This window comes from Shinella fusca (assembly GCF_014203155.1).
GTDB lineage: Bacteria > Pseudomonadota > Alphaproteobacteria > Rhizobiales > Rhizobiaceae > Shinella > Shinella fusca.
Map to the genome: position 1 here is coordinate 284,214 of NZ_JACHIK010000002.1, position 20,240 is coordinate 304,453.

Here is a 20,240-nt window from a genome sequence, read left to right on the forward strand (position 1 = left end):
GCGGCGGCGATCCGGAAGGTCGGGATCTGGTCCGGTATGTCGATCATCCGCGCCGTGCCGCCCGGCCGGGCATCAGCGGACGCCGGACTCGACGATGCCCTTGGTCAGGCTTCCCGTCGCCGGATAGAGCGGGATCAGGCAGGCCTGAAGCGCATGGTAAAGGTCGCCCTTGCCGGCGAACAGGGTGTAGCTCGGGACAAGGTCTTCCGTCAGCTCTTCATGCCAGCCGCCGCGATCCTGATCGAGGAAATGGCGGGCGATGCCGTCCCAGATCCTGCGATACCACGTCTCATGGAAATCGTCCGGCAGGTGTTCGCACAGGAATGCGGCAGCGCCCGCGCCTTCGGCCATGGGCCACCAGAGCTTGTTGCGCTTGGCCGGTTCGTCGTTCCAGTCGAGCGTATAGAAGAAGCCGCCCTTCTCCTTGTCCCAGCCAAGTGCGATCGACTGTGCGAAGAGCGCCTTCGCCGCCTCCGGCATCCATGCGTGCCTGCCGCCGCCGAGCGCGTGGAGCTGAAGGATGAGGCGGGCCCATTCCAGCCAGTGGCCGGGCGTGGTGCCGGACGGGCGGAACATTTCGTTGCCCTGGTAGCCCTTGTCGAGCACCCAGTTCTCATCGAAATGCTCCGGCACGCGGAAGCCGTTTTCGCCGGCGCGACGGCGGATGATGAGATCGGCGATGCTGACGGCCTTGTCGAGATAGCCCTTCTCGCCGGTCGCCTCGTAGGCGGCCATCAGCGCCTCGGTGAGGTGCATGTTGGAGTTCTGCCCGCGGTAGCCCGGAACGGGCGTCCAGTCGGCTTCGAATTCCTCGGCGATGGCACCGTGCCTGTCGTCCCAGAAACGGGTTTCCAGCACGTCGGTGACGTCGGCGATCATGCGGTCGGCGTCCGGATGGCCCGCGACCTTGGCGCTGGAGGCGGCGAGCAGCACGAAGGCGTGGCCGTAGCCCTGCTTGCTGGCGTCGAGCAGGCCAGCATTGTCGAGCGACCAGTGGTAGCCGCCGCGCTCATGGTCGCGGTGCTTCTCCCAGAGATATTTCATGCCGTGGTCGACGATGTCGTCGGAGCCGGGGCGGCCGAGCAGGCTGCCGATGGAAAAGCAATGCACCATGCGCGCCGTGGAATGAATCCCGCGCACCGGATTGCCCGGATTGATCGGCCGGCCTTCGGCGTCCAGTTCATGGAAGCCGCCGAGCGGATTGAAGGTCCGGTTCTGGAAGAAATCGAAGAGGCGGTTTGCCTCCCGCCAGAGCCATTGGCGGTGATAGTCGCGCTTGCGCCAGGCCGTGCCGAGATGTCCCGTTGCGCCCATGTTGGGGGTCTCCTTTTGTAAGCGGTCCGCATTGCCTGCCCGATGGGGACCGGCCGGAGCGTGGGAAACGATGCCGTGGCGCGGGGATGCGCACGGCCCGCAACGCTCGCAATGACGGCTGGCCTCGGACGGGCGGGGAGGGGATTTATGGCCCAGAACGATCGGCCCCGCAACCCGCCGCACCCTGCGCGGCGGCATCCGCGTGCGGCGGGGGCCTTCATGGCGGGAAGTGTGAAAGGCCAATTCATCATTGTGGCGAAAATGAGAAAAAATATCCTACCAATCTTATAGGGAAAATGTATAAATGATCGAAAGAACGGCGGAATGACACTCCGCCCGCAGAGCCGGAGACCGGCCTGCCAGCAAGGGATGATGGCATGAGCAATGCGAAACTCGGCGGCCACTCCAGCCACGGTTGCCTCGGTCCTGCCGGCAACCGCAGGATCCGCCGCGCCGAACGGCAGGTTCTCGTCAACAACATCGCCGTCGTCGGCGCCTTCCTCTTCGTCAGCGCCGTCGTCCTCGGCTTCATCGGCTGACGCATCAAACCGTAAACAGCAAGGAAATCGCGTGCTTCGCAGGCTTTTCGGCCACGAAGCCCCCGGAGCCGGGGCGTTTCGCCGGCCAGTCTGAACGCCTGCCCACCATATAGACCTCGCGAGGCGATCCTATGACGGGCAGGCCGCAGGTTACATCAGCATCAACTTGTCGTTCAGCGCCATCCAGCCGCCCGGCTCCCGGATCAGGGCAGCAGTGTCGTGCTTGCCGAAGATGCGGGTGAAGCTGCGCTTGGTGAATATCTCGTAGAACATCGCCGAGGCGGGGCCGACCGGGCCGGCGCGGCTGCTCAGCACGCTGGAGATCACCGTTTCCTGGTAGGCGCGCCAGTGGACTTCCATCGCCGTGCGGGCGACGAGCTTGCTCAGCGTCACCTTGATGCCGAGCTTGGCCACCGTCGTGGCGACGCTGGTGGCAAGGCCGACAGCGGGGATCGGGATGGCGGCGCCTGCAAGGCCCACGCCGCGCACGCCGATCTTGGCGACCTTCGCCTTCAGCATCGCGTCGACCCAGCGTGTGACCGTCTCGCTCTTCTTGAAGCCCTTGCCGGCCGCCTTGATGCCGACGAGGTGAGCCGCGGTGGTGCCGACGGCGCTGCCTTCCTTCAGGATGCTGCCGACGTCGACCGCCGTCACGCCCGAAGCAAGGCCGCCCGCGAGGCTGACGGCGCTGCCGCCGAGGCCCTTGAAGGTGCGGCCGGTGAAGTATTTGCGCGTTCTCGGCGACATGCCGTCATGGCCGTTGGCCAGGAAGGCGGGATTCGGAATGATCTTCTCGTCGGCGTCCGTCGCGCCATAGGCCTCGCGCAGAAAATGCACGACGGCAACGATGCTGGCGGCGGTATCGTCCATGTCCGCGATGGATTCGACGACACACCAGCACACGTCCTCGGCGTCATCCTTGTCCAGAGCGCCAAAATTGAAACTGCTCGGCACGATCTTCTCCCCCCTGTTTGCGAGAAGCCCCAAGCGGCAACGCTCCGGTCATGCCGACCGGCGGCCGCTTTACCTCGTTGTTTTCGCTGGATTTGCGCAGCGTCGCGTGATTCCCCTGCAACGGCCCAAGGCCCGCATGGAGGCTACTTCAAAGTCCGTGGAATTGACAGAGGCAAGTCGCGTTACGGCTGCATTTTTCGCAGCTAGAGCAACCGCCGGACCACCAGCACCGTGATGTCGTCGAATTGCGCCGCGCCGTTGGCAAAGTCCTGCGCCTTGGCAAGCACGGCGCGGGCGAGCTCACCGGCCGGAAGGCCGCGGTTTGCGGCGATTTCTGCAAGGATGTTCTCCGTGCCGAACTGGGCCTGATCGGCGTCCTGCATGTCGGAAAGGCCGTCGGACGTCAGGAAAAGGCAGTCCCCGACGGCAAGGACAAGCTCGTGGTCGCGGAAATCCAGTCCCTCGATGACGCCGAGCGCCGGATCGGGCTGTGTCGCCAGTTCCGCGACGGAGGCCGCGTTGCTGAGGATCGGATAGACGTGGCCGGCATTGCAATAGGACAGGCGGCCGGTCGAAAGCTCGTAGAAGGCGAGGAAGAGCGTGACGAAGCGGGATTGCGGGTTGTTCTTGTTGAGCTCGTCATTGACGAGGGCGACGATCTCGGAGGGGCGCGGCACGCGGCCGGAAACGGCGTGGAACTGCAGCGTGCCGGCGCGCAGGAGGCTGCGCGTGCGGGCCATGAACAGCGCGGCCGAGGCACCCTTGCCGGCGACGTCGCCGATCGCCAGGGCGATGAGGCCGGGTGCCACCTCGAAGACGTCGTAGAGATCGCCGCCCACCTCGAGCGCCGGATCGACGCTGGCGAAGATGTCGAGCTGTCCGGGATCGACCGGAAAGTCGCTCGGCAGCATGGATTGCTGGCAGAGCCAGGCTTCGGCGAGCTCCTGCTCGAGCCGTTCGAGCTGGCGCCGGTTCATGTCGCGCAGGAGCTTTCGCTCCAGCACCGCACCGACACGGGCGGCCAGCAGCGCCGGGTTGAACGGCTTGGGCAGGTAGTCTTCGGCGCCGAGCTCGATGCAGCGCACCACGGTCTCGATTTCCGATGCGGCGGAAATCATCACGACCGAGGAGGTCCGCAGCCAGCCTTCCTCCTTCAGGGCCTGCAACGCATCGATGCCGTTCATGCGCGGCATCATCACGTCGAGCAGGATGAGGTCGAAGGGCTCGGCGCGGACCTTGTCGAGTGCTTCGAGGCCGTCGCTTGCCTCCTGGACGTGGACGAGCCCCTGCCGCCGCAGGCGGCGCGCAAGCACATCGCGGTTGTCCTCGACATCGTCGACGATGAGGATTTTCGCCTGTGAGAAATCCAAGGAGGGCCTCGTGATTGCTATGCGGAAGCGGTGCTCCGCCCCGCACGTTACGCCAAACGCGCTTTGTTGCAAGACGCCGGAGCGTCTAGCGTCCGTTGATCGACAGCATGCCGGTGACGGGATCGATCGCGGTGTTGAAGACCACCGCCTCGCTGGAGGACTCCGTTTCGAGCAGCGCGTTGATCTGGAAGCGCAGCACGCGCTCGACCTGGTTCTCCGGAACGATCAGCGCGACGGAGAGCTCGCGGAAGCGCGGCTCGAAGCGGCGGATGACTTCTTCGAGGTGCTTGCGGAACTGCTCCTGCTGCGTTGGGGAGGCGAGGTGCTGGCTCTGCACCTCCTGCAGGCCGTAGGAGAGGATCGACTGCTGAAGCTCCGCCAGCCGGGTATCGCCGGGCAGGCGGCCGGGGCGGGTGTTGAAGAGGATTTCGAGGTCGCGGCGCACGGATTCGTGCAATTCCTGCATGGCGCGGTCGACGCTGCGATCCGTCTCGATGCTGTCGCCCTGCAGCAGCCGGTCGAAAAGCGGCAGGCGGGGCGGGACCTTGTTGGGGGTGCGGGCCATGGCTCTTCCCTACCGCGTCCGCAACGTCTGCACTTCCGTGCGCATGCGAAAGCCCGAGACGACCTGGTCGAACTGGAAATGCGGCTGGAGATGGAGCACGCAGTTCATGACGCCGTGGCGGCCGCTGACCTCGTTCATCTCGATGCGCGCGCCGGCAAGCGGATAGCGGGCCTTCAACTCGTCGCCGGCATCGGTGTTGCCGATCGTGTAGCCGCGCAGCCAGTCTTCGAGATAGCGTTCCAGCTCGTGCGGCGCCGTATAGGCGCCGACCCGGTCGCGGGCCATGATCTTCACGTAATGAGCGAAGCGGCTCATGCACATGACATAGTGCAGCATGGCCGAGAGCCGTCCGTTGACCTGCGCGGGCAGGTCGTTGTCGGCGGGTGCCGCATAGAGCGACTGGGCGCCGAGAAAGACGACGGAGCGATCGAAATTGCACGGGGTCAATGCGATGAAGCCGAGCGCTTCGAGGATCTTCTGCTTCTTGTCGGTCAGCTCCACTTCGAGCGGACGGCGATAGGCGACGGCCTCGCCGGTGGAGAAATTCGCCACGGGAAGCTGGGAGACCACGCCGCCGGAATCGCGCTGGACGCCGCGCGTGCCGCACATGTCGGCGAACCAGCCGCGCTCGCGGAAGGCGCGGATGGCGATGACGCCGAAGGCGAAGGCGGCATTGCCCCAGAGCCAGGAATCGACGCCCGTGCCGCCCTCGCTGTAGCGGAAACCGTCGAGCCGCGCGGCGCTGTCGCGGTAGCGGTCGCGCAGGAGGACGCGCGGCATGGCGATGCCGAGGAAGCGGCTGTCCTCGAGATCGCGCAACTGCCGCCAGCGATGGTATTCGCCGAGCTGGAAACCGGAATCCAGCCGCTGCGCATAGGAAAGGTCCGCGAAGGTGGTGACGCCGAAGAGCTCCGGCGCCGCACCGAGGATGCAGGGCGAGAACGCGGCGGCCGCGACCTGCGCCAGGCCCGTCAGCGTGCCGACGTCGTCCTGCGCGCCGCTGCCCGGCGCCGGGCGGTGCCGCACGGCATGGTCGCAGAGGAGAAGACCGTAGGGCACGCCACCGGGCATGCCGTATTCCTCGTTATACACCTTGGCGAAAAGCGTGCTCTGGTCGAATTCGATGGCGCGGTCGAAGTCGCGCGACAATTCCGTCCAGGTGGCGTTGAAGAGCTTGACGCGGACCTTGTCGTCATTGCCGGTCTCGGAGAGCAGGAGGTCGACGCCGCGCCAGGAGGCTTCGAGGCGCTTGAATTCCGGCCGGTGGATGATGGCGTCGATCTGGTCGCCGAGAAGGACGTCGATGGCTGCGATGTCGCGCGTCAGCACCGCACGGCGCGTGGCGCGCGGGCCGAACCAGAGGCGAAGGCACTCTTCCGGGTCGTCGCTTGCAAGGAAGTGGTCGAGCGCGGCAGCCTCCTCGTCCGTGCCGCGGCCGAGCGCGGCGGCGACGATGCGAAGCCGGAGCCCGGCTTCGCTTTGTCTTGCACCATCGCCGCCGGAAGCGGCGTCCACGGCGATGGCGGCGTCTTCGTTCATCCGGGCGTCAGCCCATCTGCGGAATGCGTGCGACGAGGCGCATGGAAGCGGTCAGCTCTTCCATCTGCAGCCACGGGCGCAGGTAGGCGACGGCATTGTAGGCGCCCGGCGAACCCGGGATCTCCTTCACCGTGACCTGGGCTTCGGCCAGCGGATACTGCGCTTTCATCTCGGCGCTCGCATCCGGATTGCCGTTGACGAAGTTGCGGATCCAGTTGTTGAGCCAGGTCTCGCAATCGCTGACCTCGAGGAAGGAGCCGATCTTGTCGCGGCCCATGACCTTGAGGTAGTGCGAGAAGCGCGAGGTCGCCATGATGTAGGGCAGGCGGGCGGAGATCGCCGCGTTGGCCGTCGCATCCGGCTTGTCGTACTTCTTGGGACGCTGCGTCGTCTGGGCGCCGAAGAACACCGCATAGTCCGTGCTCTTGTAGTGGCAGAGCGGCAGGAAGCCGAGCTTGGAGAGTTCGGCTTCGCGGCGGTCGGTAATGCCGATTTCCGTCGGGCACTGCTGGTCGGCATCGCCGTCGTCGCTGGTGAAGGTGAAGGTCGGCAGGTTCTCCACCTTGCCGCCGCCTTCGGCGCCGCGGATGGCGACGCACCAGCCGTACTTGGCGAAGGCCGAGGTCAGGCGCTCGCCAAGCGCATAGGACGCGTTCATCCAGGAGAACTCGTCCGACTTCATCTTCGAGACGACGCCGTTGGCGTCGATCGGCGCTTCCTCGAACTTGAACTCCTCGATCTGCTTGCCCTGCGAGCCGTAGGGAACGCGGGCGAGAACGCGCGGCATGGTGAGCGTGACGAAGCGGCTGTCCTCGCTGTCACGGAAACCGCGCCACTTGATGTATTCCGAGCTGTCGAAGATCTTTTCGAGATCGCGCGGCTTGGACAGTTCCGTGAAATTTTCCAGACCGAACATCTTCGGGCTCGCGGCCGAGATGAAGGGCGCGAAGGAGGCGGCGGCGACGTTCGACATGCCCTGCAGCACTTCGAGGTCTTCCGTGCCGTTGCCGAACTCGAAATCGCCGATCAGCGCGCCGTAGGGCTCGCCGCCGGGCGTGCCGAATTCGTTCTCGTAGAGCTTCTTGAAGATCTGGCTCTGGTCGAATTCGACGGCCTTGGTCAGGTCCTTGTGCAGTTCCTTCTTCGTCATGTTGAGAACGCGGATCTTCAGCGTGGAGCTGGTCTCCGAGTTCTTGACGAGATAATTGAGGCCGCGCCAGGAGCCTTCCAGTTTCTGGAATTCCTCGTTGTGCATGATCGCGGTGAGCTGCTTGGAAAGCTTCTCGTCGATCGCGGCGATGGCCTTGTTGAAGGTCTGCGTCAGGTTCTTGCTGAAGGTGACGGTGCCCGAAAGGGCTTCCGACGTCAGTGTGCGCAGGAGGTCCTGGATCTCGTCCGGCTCGGCCGTCTTGGTGACCTGGATGGCCTGGTCGAGAAGGCTCAGGGAGCCGGTTTCTTCGGCGACAGCGGCGCTGCCGGCTGCTTGGGTCTCGGCGCTCATTCCCTTACTCCTTTTCTGCGCCAAGCTCGCCGGCCAGAGCCGTCAGCTTGTCGGTGTTCTGCAGCACTTCCTCGAGCAGGCTTTCCAGCTCTTCGGAACGGTCGACCTTGGACATCAGGTCGCGCAGCTTGTTGCGCACGGCCAGCAGCTTGCGCAGCGGCTCGACCTGGTCGACGATCGCGCCGGGCTCGAAGTCGTCGATCGACTTGAACTTCAGCGAGACCGGCAGCAACGATTCGTCGCCCGCCAGCGTGTTCTCGACCTTGAACTCCGCGCCGGGCGTCATGCGCTGCATGACGTCGTCGAAATTGTCGCGGTCGACCTGGATGAACTTGCGGTCGCGCAGCGGCTTCTGCGGCTCGTAGGGCTTGCCGGAAAAGTCACCGATCACGCCGACGACGAAGGGTAGCTCCTTGCGGACCTGTGCGCCTTCCGTCTCCACGTCGTAGGTGATGTGGACGCGCGGTGCGCGCACTCTCTTCAGTTTCTGTTGAACGCTTTCTGCCATGGCGGCCCCCTCTTCAAGCGGTGGATTTTCTGCAACTCGTCATCAGTAACTCTGTTCGGCCGGCTCCGGCGGCTTGATGCCGGCCGCCAGCAGGATCCGCTGCAGGTGGGACGGATCCTCGACCAGTTCCAGCAGCAGTTCGGGCAGGCTCATGCGCGCTCGCCGGACGGCGTCGTCGAGCGTATAGGACATGGGCGAATGGGGCTCCGTCTTGCGGAAGTATGCGGCGATGCGGGACAGTTCCGCCAACGCCTCCTCACGCGACTGGTAGCCCTCGATCCTGCGCACGACGACGGTGGTTTCCCCCGCCGCCGTCGTTCCGGCTTCGCCCTCTTCCGCCGGGCCGGTCTCCTCGCTATCGGCAGAATAGTTCGCGACCGCGAGCTTGTCAGCGGCGAAATGGGTGATGGAGCGGGAGATTTCCTCCAGAAGCTCGCGCAGCGCCGAGACGGGCGGGGCATCCATGCCGGCGACCGCATCGAAGGCCGTGGACATGTCGGCAAGCGCGGCGAGCGCCTCGACGATGGCCGACTGGGTTTCGGCGAAGAAGCTGGCCGGCGTATCGGCCACGCTCTCCATGAACTGCTCCATCGTCACGGCGCCGTTGTCGATGCGCTCCTGCCGGCGGGTGCTGTCGGTGACCTTGGAGAGGTCGGTCGCCTGCTCGTAATTCCACAGCGAGAAGCTGCCCTGCGAGCCGTTTGTGATCGGCACGAGGCGGATCGGCTGGATGAGAGTGCCGACGGCGCCCGAGCCGTTGAGGCCGGCGACCGCGGAAACCTTGCCTTCGACACCGTCCTCGTCGAGCTCGGGGAAGCAGGTTTCCCAGAAGCCGGTGACGATGCCCGTCATGACCTTCAGGCCGTCGCGCAGGCCCGCAAAGCCCTCCTGGCGCAGCAGCGCCTCGATCAGCCAGGCGGCGATTTCGAGGTCCTTGCCGTGCGCGCCGAGAATCTCCGTCGCCGTCTCGGCCACCGTATCCCATTCCTCCGGCGGCGCGCCGCCGATTTCCACGGTGGCGCGCTCGGCCGAGCGGGCGGCGTTGCGGGCATCCTTGGTGCGGTAGTAGAGCGAGGTGGGAGAGCTATCCGAACGCGGATCCTTTCCGGAAGGCGCATCTTCCGAAATCGGCTGGAGCAGAGCATCGATATCGATAACCTGCGGCAGAGCCATGGGTAGAGATCCCTTCTTCCCTCGCGGGACGGTCACGGAGGCATCGGCCGCAAGCCGCTTCCACCGCACGTAAAAACAGAATTCTAACTCGGATACCGCTACTCATGCGGGCTGGCGAATGATGCTTAGCCCCAAATACTTAATCGACCTTGAAGCGAACCTTGCGATTCCTTCAGGATCCGTTCGCGCCCGTCGGGCGCTCGCCGGGCAGCCAGCCGTTGCCGCCGTTGGCGACGTTCACGGCCCGCACGACCGCCGTCTCGAAACGGTCGGCCAGCGTCGTCGCATCGCCCGCCGTGATCGACAGCAGCACCGACGCCCCGACGCCGATCGGCCCGAGGCGCGGATCGGCTTCCGCGTCCGGCATGCCCTCCGGCGCCAGGCTTCCGCCCGACCAGAAGACGGCGAGCGCGGCATAAGCCGCCGCTCCGGTGAAATTGGCCGATTCGGCGCATTCCATGCAAGAGCGGCGACGGGCTTCGTCCGGCGCGTAGACCCAGGCGGCCGCCCGTTCGAGGCACAGGAGTTCCAGTTCCGTCGGAGCGTGGAGACTGGTCTTCGCCACCACATAGGCCCACCAGACCGCCTCGCGGATCGGCAGGGCGAAGGCGAGGAAGCGGATGGAATCCCCGATGTTCTCCGCATCGACGAGCAGCGACAGGAAGCCCTGCGGCGACAGGTCGGGCAGGAGGAAGGGCCGCGCCTCGGCAGACAGGTCCGCCCGGCCGCAGATCTCCTGCGCCGTTTCGGCCGTCACCTTGCGGAAGGCTTCCGTCTGGATCTTCACCATCTGCCCTTCGTTCCAGCAATTCCGGTTGCGCCCTCGCGCGGGAATTGTCTCAGTTGATCTTCACCATGCCGCCCTTGAGGATGGCCATGCCGTCGCCGGCGACATTGACGATCGGGCCCTTCACGTCGGTCTTGGCGGAGCCCTCGATCGAAAGGGTGACGCCCTTCATGGTGATCCCGCCCGGGGTGAGCTCCACCGTGCTGCCGCCGCATTTGAGGGTGATGCCCTGCATCGCCTCCAGCGTGATCTTGCCGGTGCTCGCCTTCGTCGTCTGGTTGCCCTGGTTGAGCGTCAGGCTGTCATTGCCCATCGTCAGCGTCACCGATCGGTCGCCCTGTTTCAGCGTCAGCGTGTCGTTGCCGGCCGAAAGCGTCTCGGTGCGATCGCCCTTGTCGATGTCGAGCGTGTCGTTGCCCGTCTCGATCTTTTGCGTCCGGTTGCCCTTCTTGATCGTCAGGCCGTCATTGCCCTCGGTGATCGTCGTGGTGCGGTCGTTCTTGATCGTGCGCTTCTGGTCGTGGCCGACATCCAGCGTGTCGTCGTTCTCCACCTCGCGCAGGAAATCCTTCTCGGCGTGGAAGGTGATCTTCTCCTCGCCCTTCTTGTCCTCGAAGGAAAGCTCGTTGGCGTTCGCCGTCTGGCCGGATTTGGTGCTGCGGGTCAGCAGCCCGCTCTTCGTCATGTTGCCGGGCAGGGCCCAGGGCGGCATGTTGTCGGCATTGTAGACGGCGCCCGTCACCAGCGGCCGGTCCGGGTCGCCGTCGAGGAACTGCACCACCACCTCCATGCCTATGCGCGGCACGAAGACCGAGCCCCAGTTGCTTCCGGCGAGCGATTGCGCCACACGCACGAAGCAGGAGCTTTTCTCGTTCTTCTTGCCGTAGCGGTCCCAGTGGAACTGGACGCGGATGCGGCCGTACTTGTCCGTGTGGATCTCCTCGCCCGACGGGCCGACGACGACGGCGGTCTGCGGCCCCTGCACGACGGGCTTCAGCATCGGCAGCGGATTGCGGGCGATGCGCGAGGCGGGCATGCAGGTGAAGCTGCTGCGGTAATAGGGCTTCACCTCGGCGCCGGGGCGCGTGGTGAAATGGGCGCGGTCGACCGCCTCGTGATGCACCTCGGTGAGGACGAGGCGGCGGTTTTCCGCGGCGACCGGATGGCCTTTCAACGTGAAGGCGTGGCCGCTGGTGAAGCTCGCGCAGGTGCCGGCGCCCGTCGCCGTCTCGAAACCCGCCTCGGCGGCATCGATGGCGACGGCGGCGAACTGCTTGAGGCTGTCCGCCTTCACGGAGGCGCCGGGGAAGCGGTAGTGCTCCCATTTCTTGCCCGAGGCCGGCTGCTGGTTCGTCTTGCGCTCGCCCTCGATATTGTTGGCGGGCTTTTCGAAATCGTAGTCCTCGATGTGCCAGACGGCATCGGTGAGGCTCGCGCCGGTATCGAAGACGTGCACGCTGTCGACGGCGTCTTCCTGCGCCTGGCGGTACTCCACCGTCGCCTGCGCGCAATCGGCATAGGCCGAGGTATTGTCGGCCAGCACCAGCTTGTGCTCGCCGTTCTTGTGCTTGAAGAAATAGAAGATGCCCTCTTCGGCGAGGATGCGCTGGAGGAAGGCGAAATCCGTTTCGCCGAACTGCACGCGGTATTCCGATGTCTCGTAGGTGCCGTTGAGCTTCTTTTCGAAGGACACGTCGTTATCGCCGAGCACCTGTTCGGCGATGGCCACGACCGTCTTTTCCTGGAAGACCTTGTAGTCGGAGGTGCGCTGCAGCACCCACAGGCTCGGCGAGATCACGAGCGTATAGAGCCGGTAGTCGTTGCGCGTGAAGGCGCCGGCCGAAAAGGAGGTGACGATCCCGTTGACGAAGCGGCGCTTGCCGCCGGGCCGGGCAAGCGAGAGCGTCACGCTCTTGCCGAGCAGGTCCTTCGGATCGATCGACTTGCGGGGGGAAAGGGCGCTGACCGTGAAGGAGAACAGGGTGGAAATGCCTTCGGTGCCGCGCGCTTCCGTCGCGACGAAGGCGTTCTCCCCGAGAGGTGTCTCGAGGGTGATCCAGCGGTCCTCTTGAACTAGGGTCGTCGCCATGGGGTATTACTGCCCGATGGATGCGCGTCGGGCGCGCATCGCCGCACGAAATGCCGTCGAGATCGGGGCACGGCCGCGGCGCCGGGCGGCGGCCGTGCCCCGAAGGGTCTTGAAAGGATATCAGCCGCTCTTCGTCGAGGTGAGGTCGTAGTTGACCGTGACCGGCGTGCCGCCCTTGTTCTTGTCGTCGTAGGGAATGAACTTGAACTCGATCTTGGTGAAGTTGATCGAGATCGATTCCGACGGACGGTCGCCGCCGGACGAGATGCTGTAGCCCGAGATGAGGCCGTTGGTCAGCACGTATTCGACATAGGTGTTGCCCGGGTTGCCGGTGCTGACGAGGTGGATTTCCACCTTCTTGCCGGCGGTGCCCGTCACCGATTCGGTGAACAGCTTCGGCGAGGCGCCGTCGAGCTGCTTGGTGACGACGACTTCACTGATGTTCGGCTCGCTCGCTTCGCGGTTGGCGGTCGAGCCGGCCGGGGTGGAAATGCCGCGGCCGGTGCCGAACGTCAGCGACGTGATGTCGATCCATTTCTTGTGGGTATCGTGCGTCGCTTCCCCGTCGATGCCTTCGTATTTCAGGTAGATTGCCATGGTGCGCTCCCTTCGTATTCGGATTGAGTTCGATCGATGTGCCGCGGCGGCGCAAGGGCCGCCCGGTATGCCTTACTTCGCTGCCGCCAGTTCCGCCGGCTGTTCCGGTTGCGCCACCGAACCATCCGAGGGTTGCGCGTGGAACTCGAACTGGCCGTTCTCGTCGAGCACGGCCTTCAGCCCGCCGACCTGTCCGCCCTCCGCCATGACGGCGAGCACATGGGACGAAAGGCGCGGCAGGAGCCCACGCGAAAGAATGTATTCGATGTTGCGCGCGCCGCTCTCCACTTCCGTGCAGCGGCTCGCGATCGCCTCGACGAGCGTATCGTCCCAGGAAAGCGTCGCATTGTAGTTCTCCGCAAAGCGCTTGCGGATGCGGCCGAGCTGGAGCGAGACGATCTGGCGGATGACGTCGTCGGCGAGCGGGAAATAGGGCACGACCGAGCACCGGCCGAGGAAGGCCGGCTTGAAGCTCTTCAGGAGCTCCGGCCGGATCGCCTCCGTCAGTTCGGCAAGGTCCGGGCGCCGGTCGGGATCGGCATAGAGCTTGTGGATGAGATCGGTGCCGGCATTCGAGGTCATGATGATGACCGTGTTCTTGAAGTCGATGTCGCGGCCTTCGCCGTCGCGCAGCATCCCCTTGTCGAACACCTGGTAGAACACGTCCTGCACGCCGGGATGGGCCTTTTCCATCTCGTCGAAGAGGATCACCGAATAGGGACGGCGGCGCACGGCCTCCGTCAGCACGCCGCCTTCGCCATAGCCGACATAGCCGGGGGGCGAGCCGACAAGCATGGAGACCTTATGCTCTTCCTTGAACTCCGACATGTTGATGACGGTGAGGTTCTGCTCGCCGCCATAGAGGAGGTCGGCGAGCGCCAGGGCCGTCTCGGTCTTGCCGACGCCGGAGGTGCCGACCATCAGGAAGACGCCGATGGGCTTGCGCGGATCGAGCAGCTTGGCGCGGGACGTGCGGATGGTTTCGGCGATCGCCTCCAGCGCATGCGATTGGCCGATGACACGCTCGCGCAGCTTGTCGTTAAGACCGAGGATCGTCTTGATCTCGTTGGAGACCATGCGGCCGACGGGAATGCCGGTCCAGTTGCCGACGACTTCGGCGATGGCCTGGCTGTCGACCGTCACGCGCATCAGCGGCGTCTCGCCCTGCAGCGCCTCGAGCTCGGCGGTGAGGGCGGAAAGCTCCGTCTTCATCTCGTCCGGACTCTTTTCCGCCGGCGCGTCGTCCGGCGCGGTCAGCGCGTCGTGCAGCCCGCGGATGCGGGAAACGAGGTCCTGCTCGCGCTTCCACTGATCCTCGAGCTTTTCGAGCTCCTCGGCAACGCGTACGCGTTCCTCGTTGAGGTCCGCGATGCGGGCCGCATGGTCGGCGCCGATCTTCGTTTCGCGGGCGAGCACGCCGAGGTCGACGTCGATCATGTCGAGCCGGCGGCGGCGGTCCTCCACCGCGGCGGGAATGGCGTTGGCGGCAATGGCGACGCGCCCGCAGGCCGTATCCAGCAGGCTCACCGCCTTGTCGGGAAGCTGGCGGCTCGGAATGTAGCGGCGGGAAAGACGCACGGCGTCCTCCACGGCCTCGGCGAGGACGCGCACGCCGTGATGGCGCTCCAGCGTCGGGATGAGGCCGCGCATCATGGCGATGGCCGCCTCGTCGCCGGGCTCCTCGACCTTGACCACCTGGAAGCGGCGGGTCAGCGCCGGGTCGCGCTCGAAGTATTTCTTGTATTCCGCCCAGGTCGTCGCCGCGATGGTGCGCATCTCGCCGCGGGCGAGGGCCGGCTTCAGGAGGTTGGCGGCATCGTTCTGGCCGGCAGCACCGCCGGCGCCGATCAAGGTATGCGCCTCGTCGATGAACATGATGATGGGCTTTGCAGAGGCCTTGACCTCCTCGATCACGTTCTTCAGGCGGTTCTCGAATTCGCCCTTCATGCCGGCGCCCGCCTGCAGGAGGCCGAGGTCGAGCGAGAGCAGCTCCACGTCCTTGAGGGCATCCGGCACTTCGCCGGCGGCGATCTTCAGCGCGAAGCCCTCCACCACGGCCGTCTTGCCGACGCCGGCCTCGCCGGTGAGGATCGGATTGTTCTGCCGGCGGCGGGTGAGGATGTCGACGATCTGGCGCGTTTCGGAATCGCGGCCGAGGACGGGGTCGATCTTGCCGTCGCGTGCGCGCGCCGTGAGGTTGATCGTGTACTGGTCGAGCGCCGAGCCGCCGACCGCGCCGGCGGGGGAGGCCGCGGGTGCGCCACCGGCAGAGGCGGCGCTCTTGCCGCTGCCCGCCGCCGACTGGCCGGCCTCGCTGCTGCCCGAGACGATCTTGAGGAGGCCGCTCTTCAGCGTCTCGGCATTGATCCGGGCGAACTGCGGGGAGGCATCGCGCGCAAGCGCCGAAAGGGAATCGTCGCCGAGCAGGCTCACGAGGAGATAGCCGCTGCGGATGGAGGTGTCGCCGTACTGCAGCGAGCCGAAGATCCAGGCTTCCCGCGCCCATTTCACCACATTGGGGGTGAGGGCCGGCGAACGGCTGTTGCCGGTCTTCATCCGGTCGAGCACCTTCGTGAGGTCTGCCGCCAGCCGGCCGGTGTCGATCTCGAAATGGCGCAGGATCGCCGCGACGTCGTTGTCGCTCGCCTCGATCAGCTTGCTGAGCCAGTGCTCGACTTCGACATTGTAATGGGTGCGCGAGAGCGTCAGGCCCACGGCGCCTTCGAGCGATGAACGGCAATGGGCGTTCAGTCGCCCCACCAGCGATTGCAGATCCACGTTCAGCAAGAAAGCCCCCCAGCTTTTGCCGCACCGACCAGACGACCACAGATCAGCGCAATTGACGAATCACATCAAATCACATGTGAGCGGAATTGTTACCCACTTAATTCCGAGTTCCCGCAAAAGTCCACGCCCGAGCCGCTTCAACCGGCGAGTGCGGCCTCGACATTGGCATAAATCGGAAACAACCTTAAGAAACCGCTCATCTCGAACACCAGCCGGATACGGCTGTTGAGGCCTGCCAGGACCATGCTGCCGCCGGCCGCGCGGACCTTCTTGGCGGCCGAAAGGAAGGCGGAAAGCCCGGTGCTGCTGATATAGTCGAGGCCTGTCAGATCGATGACGAGGTGAACATCCCCCCGTTCGACGACCGCCGTCAGGTGCCGGTCGAAAACGGGCGAGGTCTGGCTGTCGATCCGCCCCGTGGGGGTGACGACGAGCTTGCTGCCTTGCCGGGCCTCGGTGATGTTCATGATGATATTGACCTTACGCTTTTCGTTGATCACTCTGGCATTTCGCCGGACGGCGTCGAATGCAGGCGATGATTCCAGAAAGTCGTATCACTTGCCACAACGTTTTTTGAAACCTAGCGGTGTGCCGGCGTGACGGCGGGCGACCCTCTGTCGGAGGACGGCCTGGTCGCGCAGCTTCGCGCGCTGCTTGCACCGCAGCGCTTTCCCGTACGGCGCGAGGTCGAACTCGAGGGCGGTGCGCACGACGCAGGCGGCGCGATCTCCTTTCATGATCACTTCTGGCCGGCGCGCTCGGTTCTGGCCGTCAGCGCCGTGCGGGTGGCAGGCGGCGACGTTGCCGCGGCCTTGCGCGCGGCCGGCGTCAAGCAGTTGATTCGGGCCGTTCTCGCCACGGCGCGCACGGCGGATGAAGCCCTGGACGTCCTTGCCGCACGAACCGACGCAACCGGCCTCGACATCGCGCTGGTCGTGCTCGACGTGGTCGCCGGCACGGCCTCCGGCGCTTTCCGCGGAAAGGCGGCGGTGACGCTGGCGGGCGAGGGGCGTCTTGCGGCCGGCGACATGCTGTGGCTGACGGCCGGCGGCATGGACATTCCGCAGGAGGCGACGGCCGCGCCGGTGGAGGGCATGGCCGCCCTTGTCCGCGCCCGCATCGGCCATGGCGCGTCCGGCGCCGTCTGCGCCGTGCTTTTCAAGGCGCGCGGGCGGCTCGCCGAGGAGACCGTCTTTTCGATCGGCAATACGCATGGCGATATTCAGGCCGCGGGTGAGAAGGCACGCCGCTTCCTGGAGATGCACGGCGCCTGCGAGGCGGATCTGACCGGCATCGACGTCGCGCTCGACGAGGTGCTGACCAATGCCGTCAACTATGGCTTCGAGGACGGCAATGCGCATGAGATCCTGCTGGCGCTCTCGATCGCGAGAGGATCCCTGACCATCGAGGTACAGGACGACGGCCGGCCGTTCGACCCGCTCGGCATTCCCGCGCCCGATCTCGATGCGGACCTCGAAAGCCGGCAGATCGGCGGGCTCGGCATGCATTTCGTCCGCACGCTGCTTGACAGGGTTTCCTATGAGCGCCGTAATGGCTGGAACGTGTTGAAACTGGAAAAGCAGCTCGCCGGCCTGGCTGAGAGGGCATCATGAACGCCGCACGCATGGGAGACCTGGTCAAGCAGGACGCGCCGCATTGCCATGCGCCGATCCATCCGGCCGCGCTCGTGCCGACGCCCGTTCCCCATCCCGCTTTGCCGCTCGCCATCATCGGCGGCCTGCCGACGGTGATGATCGGCAACATGCCGGCTGCCCGCGTCACGGACATGACCATTCTCTGCTCGCTGCCGAGCTGCGTTCCCGGCGGGCCGGGCATGATCTCGAAGGGCTCCTCCACGGTCCTCATCGGCAACCTGCCGGCCGCAAGGGTCAACGACCTGACGCTGCATGCGGCCTGCGTCGCGCCGATCCCCAGTCCCGTGGGCAAGATCCTGCCGCCCGGCTGCCCGACCGTGATGATCGGCGGCTGACGTGCGCCTTTCCCATTTCGAGAAACTGCGGCCGGTCTGCCCGGTCTGCCGGCTGAGCGGACAGGACAATGGACTGGCGCTCACCACTGTCGAAGCCGAGGCGGCCGGCGACGTCCGGATGGGCATTCTCGCCTGCCAAGGCTGCGGCTCGGAATTCCCCATTGTCGACGGCATGCCGATCATCGTGCCGGAGGTGCGCCGCTTCGTACAGGAGAACCTGTTCTACCTCCTGGCGCGCAACGACCTGACGCCTGCCGTGGAAAGCCTGCTCGGCGATGCGGCGGGTCCGGGCAGCGGTCTTGAATCGATCCGCCAGCATGTCTCCTCCTATGCCTGGGACCATTGGGGCGACCAGGATCCGTCGCCCTTTGCGCCGGTGCCGGGTGGCGGTGCGCCCGGCGCGGTGGCGCGCAATCTCGGTGAAGCCCTCGACAGGCTCGGCGACCTGCCGGAGGGGCCGGTGCTCGACATCGGCTGCGCGGCGGGCCGTACCGTGACGGAAGCTGCCGAGCGGCTCGGCCGGGATGTCGTCGGCATCGATCTTTCCGTGCCGCTGGCGCGCATTGGCCGGCAGGCCGTGGTCGGCGGCCGCATCGACTATGGCCTTCGGCGCGTCGGCCTCGTCTACGACCGGCGGTCCTATGCGCTCCGCCACGGGGCAGGCGCGCGCGGCGACGTCTGGCTCTGCGATGCGCTGGCGCTGCCCTTTTCCGCCGGCACCTTCGCGCTCGCCATCGGCATGAACGTCGTCGACTGCATGCGCGATCCGCGCGCCGGGCTCGTCGAGGTCAGCCGCGTCCTGGCGGACGAGGGACGGGCGGTATTCTCCATTCCCTTCGACTGGGCAGGGCAGGTGACGCCGGTGGAAGCCTGGCTCGGAGGCCACTCGCAACGCTCCGGCCATGCCGGCAGTCCCGAGGCGATCCTCGATCTTCTGCTTTCCGAGGGACCGCTTGCCGCCGGAAGCCTTCGCCGCATCGGAGCGGTCGGGGAAGTGCCCTGGCACGTCCGGCTGCACGACCGCTCCTGCATGTATTATTCCGCCTATCTGGTAGTCGCCCGCAAGGCGGTGGGGTAACATCCGCTGACCAGCGATTCTGCGTGTCCGTTCCGGCGGGAAGGCGGATCGTCAGAGGGGGTGGATATGCGATTGCGACTCGTACTCAAGGGGCCCGAGCGCCTGACGTCCGGTTTGCGGGAGAAAACCGTCGAGACGGGGTCCATCGTCATCGGCCGGTCGCAAGAGGCCGACTGGGTTCTCGCAGACCCCGAGCGCATCGTTTCCAAGCGCCATTGCCGCGTCGAACGCCAGGCAGGCGGTTTCCTGCTCACCGACATGTCCACCAACGGCGTCCTGGTCAACGGCATCCCGCTCGGTCGAGAGGCCTCCCGCCTGCTGGTCGACCGGGACGTGCTGACGCTCGGCGACGCGATCATCGCCGTCTTCCTCGAAACGGATGCGCCGGCGCAGGATGTCAAGGCCCCGCAGCCCGTCGTTGCGGACGATCCCTTCCCCGAGGGGCCGTTCGGTTTCGATACCGTGGCCGCGGAGGCTGCAACGGCGGTCGTTCTGCCGGAAACGGCGGCGGAGAATGCCAGGGGCAAGGTTGCGGTCTTACAGGACTGGTGGATTCCCGATGCGACGGACCGGCATGGCGAGCCGAAATCTGTGGATATCCCCGGGGGCATGGGGAATGCCTCGAATGCACATACCATTGCGCTGGGGGAGGCGGTAGCCTCGCCGCTCAATGGGGAATCGAATCTCGTCGCGCAGGCGGAAGGGCTGGACGTGGCGGTGTTCGCCAGGGCTGTTGAAGCGGCGATGTCGGTCTTGTCGGTAGACGAAAAGCGTAGGCTTGAGGGGCGGTTGCGTGACCTCCTTCGCAAGGAGAAGGCGGGTTGACGACTGGAATGTCTCCAGTGGTGTGGTGGCCGACAAGGGCGTGCGCGGCCGTTTCGCGCCCTTTGGCGCTTCTCCTGTGCGCGTGCCTGCTTGCCTTGCCTCTTTCCGGTTGCGGCCTGATACCGAAGAAGCCGCCGCCGAAGGAGATCGAGATCAAGCCGGCGCCGGCCGCGGCGAGCCTCGACGTCATCGCCGTCGCCTCGCCGCTCGTCAATCCGGGGCCTGACGGCCTGCCGCAGCCCGTGGTCATGCGGCTCTACCAGCTTAACGGCGAGACGGCATTCGCCAATGCCAGCTTTCGCCAGCTCTGGGAGGCCGATGCCGAGACGCTCGGGCCGACGATGCTGGGCAAGACGGAGCTCTATTTCGCACCGGGCGAGGTGCAAAGGGTGAAGGCGAACCTGATCGAGGGCACGACGATCGTTGCCGTCGTGGTCGGGTTCCGCAATTTCGAGGAGGCCAAGTGGCGCGCGATGGTCGGGCTTCAGGGGGACAAGCGCTTCAAGCTCAAGGCCGAGCTGAAGACGCTGTCCATCGAACTGGGGCCGCAGGACTGAGGCACGCCGAGGCGAGGGGCAAGGCGGCGCGCTGGGCAAGGCCCGCGCCGCCGACGTGAGGAAGGGT

At 65.8% G+C, this 20,240-nt stretch carries 19 protein-coding genes; 6 read left to right on the forward strand and 13 right to left on the reverse strand.

Features of this window, described 5'->3' with window-relative positions; all coding sequences use genetic code 11:
* Nucleotides 1-72: 72 nt before the first annotated feature.
* Nucleotides 73-1,314, reverse strand: coding sequence for an AGE family epimerase/isomerase (locus HNQ66_RS03625; RefSeq protein WP_184140938.1), 1,242 nt, complete (start codon nt 1,312-1,314; stop codon nt 73-75).
* Between the two features lie 377 nt (nt 1,315-1,691).
* Between HNQ66_RS03625 and HNQ66_RS03630 the strand changes: the two genes are divergently transcribed.
* Nucleotides 1,692-1,853: a hypothetical protein gene (locus tag HNQ66_RS03630; protein WP_184140940.1), complete on the forward strand. Its 162-nt coding sequence runs from the start codon at nt 1,692-1,694 to the stop codon at nt 1,851-1,853.
* A gap of 150 nt (nt 1,854-2,003) precedes the next feature.
* On the opposite strand, the gene HNQ66_RS03635 is transcribed toward HNQ66_RS03630, so the two are convergent.
* The 12 genes from HNQ66_RS03635 to HNQ66_RS03690 form a co-directional block, all read right to left on the reverse strand.
* Entirely contained in the window at nt 2,004-2,807 is an 804-nt protein-coding gene (locus HNQ66_RS03635) for a hypothetical protein (protein WP_184140942.1), read from the reverse strand.
* Nucleotides 2,808-3,010: 203 nt separating this feature from the next.
* Nucleotides 3,011-4,177, reverse strand: a complete 1,167-nt coding sequence (locus tag HNQ66_RS03640) for a PP2C family protein-serine/threonine phosphatase (protein WP_184140944.1) — start codon at nt 4,175-4,177, stop codon at nt 3,011-3,013.
* A gap of 85 nt (nt 4,178-4,262) precedes the next feature.
* The gene (gene tssE, locus HNQ66_RS03645) at nt 4,263-4,742 is read right to left on the reverse strand and encodes a type VI secretion system baseplate subunit TssE (RefSeq protein ID WP_184140946.1); all 480 of its coding nucleotides are present in this window, start codon (nt 4,740-4,742) and stop codon (nt 4,263-4,265) included.
* Between the two features lie 9 nt (nt 4,743-4,751).
* Nucleotides 4,752-6,281, reverse strand: a complete 1,530-nt coding sequence (tssC, locus tag HNQ66_RS03650; protein WP_184140954.1) for a type VI secretion system contractile sheath large subunit — start codon at nt 6,279-6,281, stop codon at nt 4,752-4,754.
* Nucleotides 6,282-6,288: 7 nt separating this feature from the next.
* The gene (gene tssC / locus HNQ66_RS03655; protein ID WP_184140964.1) at nt 6,289-7,782 is read right to left on the reverse strand and encodes a type VI secretion system contractile sheath large subunit; all 1,494 of its coding nucleotides are present in this window, start codon (nt 7,780-7,782) and stop codon (nt 6,289-6,291) included.
* Nucleotides 7,783-7,786: 4 nt separating this feature from the next.
* Complete coding sequence (tssB, locus tag HNQ66_RS03660) at nt 7,787-8,290, reverse strand: type VI secretion system contractile sheath small subunit (RefSeq protein ID WP_184140975.1); 504 nt, start codon at nt 8,288-8,290, stop codon at nt 7,787-7,789.
* Nucleotides 8,291-8,332: 42 nt separating this feature from the next.
* The gene (gene tssA / locus HNQ66_RS03665; protein WP_184140984.1) at nt 8,333-9,463 is read right to left on the reverse strand and encodes a type VI secretion system protein TssA; all 1,131 of its coding nucleotides are present in this window, start codon (nt 9,461-9,463) and stop codon (nt 8,333-8,335) included.
* Between the two features lie 172 nt (nt 9,464-9,635).
* A complete protein-coding gene (locus tag HNQ66_RS03670; protein ID WP_184140986.1) occupies nt 9,636-10,253 on the reverse strand; it encodes a DUF6931 family protein in 618 nt (205 codons plus the stop codon).
* Nucleotides 10,254-10,302: 49 nt separating this feature from the next.
* Nucleotides 10,303-12,339 carry a type VI secretion system Vgr family protein gene (locus tag HNQ66_RS03675; RefSeq protein ID WP_184140988.1) on the reverse strand — a complete coding sequence of 679 codons (2,037 nt, stop codon included), beginning with the start codon at nt 12,337-12,339 and terminating at the stop codon, nt 10,303-10,305.
* A 120-nt stretch (nt 12,340-12,459) separates the two neighbouring features.
* Complete coding sequence (locus tag HNQ66_RS03680) at nt 12,460-12,936, reverse strand: Hcp family type VI secretion system effector (RefSeq protein ID WP_184140990.1); 477 nt, start codon at nt 12,934-12,936, stop codon at nt 12,460-12,462.
* A gap of 72 nt (nt 12,937-13,008) precedes the next feature.
* On the reverse strand, nt 13,009-15,714 hold the full coding sequence (gene tssH, locus HNQ66_RS03685; protein ID WP_343059433.1) for a type VI secretion system ATPase TssH: 2,706 nt from the start codon (nt 15,712-15,714) through the stop codon (nt 13,009-13,011).
* 146 nt (nt 15,715-15,860) lie between these two features.
* Nucleotides 15,861-16,223, reverse strand: a complete 363-nt coding sequence (locus tag HNQ66_RS03690; RefSeq protein ID WP_184140994.1) for an anti-sigma factor antagonist — start codon at nt 16,221-16,223, stop codon at nt 15,861-15,863.
* A 96-nt stretch (nt 16,224-16,319) separates the two neighbouring features.
* On the opposite strand from HNQ66_RS03690, the gene HNQ66_RS23745 reads away from it, so the two are divergent.
* From HNQ66_RS23745 to tssJ, 5 genes are all read left to right on the forward strand, one after another.
* Complete coding sequence (locus HNQ66_RS23745) at nt 16,320-17,336, forward strand: ATP-binding protein (RefSeq protein WP_184140996.1); 1,017 nt, start codon at nt 16,320-16,322, stop codon at nt 17,334-17,336.
* Nucleotides 17,333-17,713, forward strand: a complete 381-nt coding sequence (locus HNQ66_RS03700) for a PAAR domain-containing protein (RefSeq protein ID WP_184140997.1) — start codon at nt 17,333-17,335, stop codon at nt 17,711-17,713. Before HNQ66_RS23745 ends, HNQ66_RS03700 begins: the two co-directional genes overlap by 4 nt.
* A gap of 1 nt (nt 17,714) precedes the next feature.
* Entirely contained in the window at nt 17,715-18,791 is a 1,077-nt protein-coding gene (locus tag HNQ66_RS03705; RefSeq protein ID WP_184141000.1) for a methyltransferase domain-containing protein, read from the forward strand.
* A gap of 72 nt (nt 18,792-18,863) precedes the next feature.
* Entirely contained in the window at nt 18,864-19,616 is a 753-nt protein-coding gene (locus HNQ66_RS03710) for an FHA domain-containing protein (RefSeq protein WP_184141002.1), read from the forward strand.
* Between the two features lie 8 nt (nt 19,617-19,624).
* A complete protein-coding gene (gene tssJ / locus HNQ66_RS03715) occupies nt 19,625-20,173 on the forward strand; it encodes a type VI secretion system lipoprotein TssJ (RefSeq protein ID WP_281396970.1) in 549 nt (182 codons plus the stop codon).
* Nucleotides 20,174-20,240 lie beyond the last annotated feature (67 nt).